Source organism: Acinetobacter sp. UBA2063 (genome assembly GCF_002333245.1).
Taxonomy (GTDB): domain Bacteria; phylum Pseudomonadota; class Gammaproteobacteria; order Pseudomonadales; family Moraxellaceae; genus Acinetobacter; species Acinetobacter parvus.
Map to the genome: position 1 here is coordinate 1 of NZ_DDAH01000261.1, position 3,917 is coordinate 3,917.

The following is a 3,917-nucleotide window of genomic DNA, read 5'->3' on the forward strand; positions in this document are numbered from 1 at the left end:
CAAGCAACTTTTACCCAAGCGCCCAGATTTAAAAGTTATCGTCACCTCAGCAACGTTAGATGTAAATCGTTTTAGCCAATACTTCAATGATGCACCGATTTTTGAAGTAGAAGGGCGCAGCTTCCCTGTAGAAGTGCGTTATCGTCCGATCTCTGAGCTGAGTATTGTTGGCAGTGATGATGATGAGTTTGATGATTTTGAAGAAAATCTACCACGTGCTGTTGTACAAGCGGTCGAAAAGTGTTTTGCTGATGCTGAGGGTAAAGGGCATCCAGAACATGCTGATATATTGATTTTTGCCAGCACTGAGCAAGAGATCCGAGAATTACAAGAAACCCTACAAAAATATGGTCCTCGGCATACTGAAGTGTTGCCTTTATATGCACGTTTGGCATTGGCTGAGCAGCAAAAGATTTTCAGTCCAAGCGGCAAAGGTCGCCGTATCATTATTGCAACCAACGTTGCTGAAACAGCATTAACCGTTCCTAATATCCGTTATGTGATTGATAGCGGTTTTGCCCGTATTTCACGTTATAACTACCGTTCACGTGTGCAACGCTTACCGATTGAAGCGATTTCACAGGCAGCAGCCAATCAGCGTAAAGGTCGTTGCGGTCGTATTGCTGCGGGTGTTTGTATTCGTTTATACAGCGAAGAAGATTTTTTAAGTCGTCCTGAATTTACCGAACCAGAGATCAAACGAACTAACTTAGCTTCTGTTATTTTGCAGATGCAAAGTCTTGGTTTAGGTGGTTTAGAAGATTTTGACTTTATTGAGCCGCCTGATTTCCGTTTGGTGAATGATGGGCGCAAGCTTTTGATTGAGTTGGGGGCATTAAGCGAACGTAAAAATGATTTAACTAAAGTCGGTCAAATGATGGCACGCATGCCGATTGATCCACGATTAGCACGTATGTTGATTGGTGGCGCTCATTTTGGTGTACTGAAAGAAACTTTAATTATTGTCAGTGCCTTGGCGATTCAAGATCCACGAGAACGACCTGCTGATAAACAAATGCAGGCCGATCAGAAGCATGCTTTATTCAAAGAAGCAGATTCAGACTTTTTATTCTATTTAAAACTTTGGAATACGCTGCAAACCAGTCCTGATACGCAGTCTGAAAACAAGCGCCGTCAATTTGCACGTCAACATTTTTTGAGTTGGTTGCGTTTACGGGAATGGAAGCAAACCCATCAGCAATTAGTTGAGTTGGCTGAAGGATTAAAGCTGAGCTTTAATGAAAAGGCAGCCAATTATGAAAATTTACATCGTGCTTTGTTAACGGGTTTACTGTCATTTATCGCCAATAAAACCGATGAACGTAATACCTTTATGGCGGTACGTCAGCAGAAAGCCAAAGTATTTCCTGCCAGTACACTGCATAAGACCAATACTGCTTGGGTGATGGCATTTGAGATGGTGGAAACTTCTCAAGTGTATTTACGAACTTTAGCAAAAATTGATCCTGAATGGATTTTATTAGCTGCACGTGAACTATTGAAATATCACTATTTCGAACCACATTGGTCGAAAAAAGCAGGCATTGTGAATGCCTATGCGCAAATTTCATTGTTTGGTTTAATTATTGAACCAAAACGTATGGTGAATTTTGAGAAAGTTGATCAAGCCGCGGCACATGAAATCTTTTTACGGGATGCCTTAACGACTGGTAATTTGGGTATTACGCCACCGTTTTTAAAGCATAATTTATTGAAGCTTGAAGAAGTTGAACGTGTTGAAGATAAATTGCGTCGTCGTGATTTGGTGGTCGATGAAGAAAATATTTATCAATTTTATGCTGAAAAAGTGCCAGAGGAAATTGCTAGCCGCCGTAGTTTTGAGGATTGGCGTGCAACAGTAGAAACAGAAAATCCGCGTTATCTGTTTGTTGAAGATGATGCGTTGTGGATGAATGATCGGCCAACCACGCAGCAATTCCCAGATTATTTACATAATGGACAATTGCGTTTAGTTGCGAGTTATCGTTTTGATCCAAGCCATGATGAAGATGGTGCAACAGTTAAAATTCCTGTGCAGGCTTTGCCACAAGTGGATGAAAAGCAATGGTCATGGGGGATTCCTGGGTGGCGTCAGGATTTAATAGAGGCTTTACTCAAGGCGTTGCCTAAAGACAAACGTCGTAATTTAGTCCCGATTCCAGATACTGCGAAAAAACTGATGCAAGGTGTTGATGCAGTACATTTACGTGAGCATCTGTTTAGTTACTTGGCTTTTGCTCTGCGTGGTGAGCAAATTACTGAAAAAGATTTTTCTTTTGAACGAATTGATCAATATCTTGTACCTTTTATTAAAGTTGTGGATGAAAAAGGCAAACTCATTGCGCAAGGACGTGATTTAGATGAACTCAAAGCGCGTTGTCGTGTTGAAACGCATCGCCCTGTGAAACAGCAAAAGGGGGAGTTCCAGACTTTTCCTGAAAATTTTGTGTTTGAGGCTTCCCAAAAAGTCACAGGTGTTATTGTCAAGCAATATCAGGCACTTGTTCCTACAAAAGCCTTTGCTGAATTGGATGCCAAAGATGAATCGGGTGTGGTGATTCAAACTTTTAATGATCAAGATGAAGCCATCAAGCAACATCGTGAGGGGATTATTCGTCTTGTGCATATGCAGTTGGGTGATTTAATCCGTCAGTTGAAAAAACAGATTTCCAAACCATTAGCTTTGGCATATTCGCCTTTAGGTGATCGGGCGAAGTTGGAACAAATGCTGGTTTATGCAACCTTACAAGTTTCAATAAAAACTTTGCCTAAAAATACAGCGGAATTTAATCAGCTAATCGTTGATGTGAAAAAGCAATTTTTGGCAGATGGTCAAAAAGTTTTAATTGATATTACTGATATTTTTACTCAATGGCAGCAAATTCGTTGCGAGTTATTGGTTTTAGATCAGGATATCTTTGGTCGAAGTGTGGATGACATTGAAGACCAACTTGATTTAATGTCATTGGCAGACTTTGTTTATAGCCGATCTGCCGAGATTTGGCAGGAATACCCACGTTATTTGAAAGCGTTGCTATTGCGTTTAGACCGATTGCCCAATAATCTACAACGTGACCTCGCTGCAATTGATGATGTCGATCCATGGATGGACAAAGTATTTAAATTTAAAAATGATCCTAAAATCAAAGAATTGTATTTGATGTTGGAAGAACTTAGAATTTCCTTGTTTTCTCAACCGATGAAAACAAAGCTGCCTATTTCACCAACTAGATTGCAAAAACTATGGGATCGATTAGCAATCGGTTAAACTGAGCGATGATGAAAGCTAGAACCATTCTTTACAGGAGTTTTACATGGGCATCCGTATAACAGGTACAGGTTTATTCCACCCGACCGAATCTATTTCCAATGAAGAGTTGGTTGAAAGTTTAAATGCTTATGTAGAACAATATAATCAAGATCATGCCGCTCAGATTGAAGCAGGCGAAATTGAAGCCTTACGTGGCTCAAGCCCTGAATTTATTGAAAAAGCATCGGGTATCAAAAGCCGTTATGTAGTTGAGAAATCAGGGATACTTGATCCAGCACGTTTACGCCCACGTTTACAAGAGCGTAGCAATGATGAACTTTCACTTCAAGCGGAGTGGGGCGTGATTGCTGCTAAACAGGCAATGGAAAATGCAGGCGTGACCGCAGAAGACATTGATGTTGTCATCTTGGCTTGTTCAAATATGCAACGTGCCTACCCAGCTGTGGCAATTGAAATTCAATCAGCTTTGGGTATCCAAGGTTATGCTTATGACATGAATGTAGCTTGTTCCGCTGCAACTTTTGGCTTAAAGCAAGCCTATGATGCCGTGAAATGTGGTGCGCGTCGTGTATTATTATTGAATGTAGAAATCACGTCAGGTCATTTAGACTACCGTACCCGTGATGCACATTTCATTTTCGGTGAT

The 3,917-nt window shown here is 40.7% G+C and carries 2 protein-coding genes; both read left to right on the top strand.

Annotated features, from left to right (window positions below):
• The coding region (hrpA, locus tag B4H32_RS12325; RefSeq protein ID WP_286803306.1) for an ATP-dependent RNA helicase HrpA at positions 1-3,268 on the top strand (3,268 nt) is incomplete at its 5' end.
• Between the two features lie 46 nt (positions 3,269-3,314).
• Positions 3,315-3,917, top strand: a 603-nt coding sequence (locus B4H32_RS12330) for a beta-ketoacyl-ACP synthase III (protein WP_286803307.1), incomplete at its 3' end; no start/stop codon positions are given.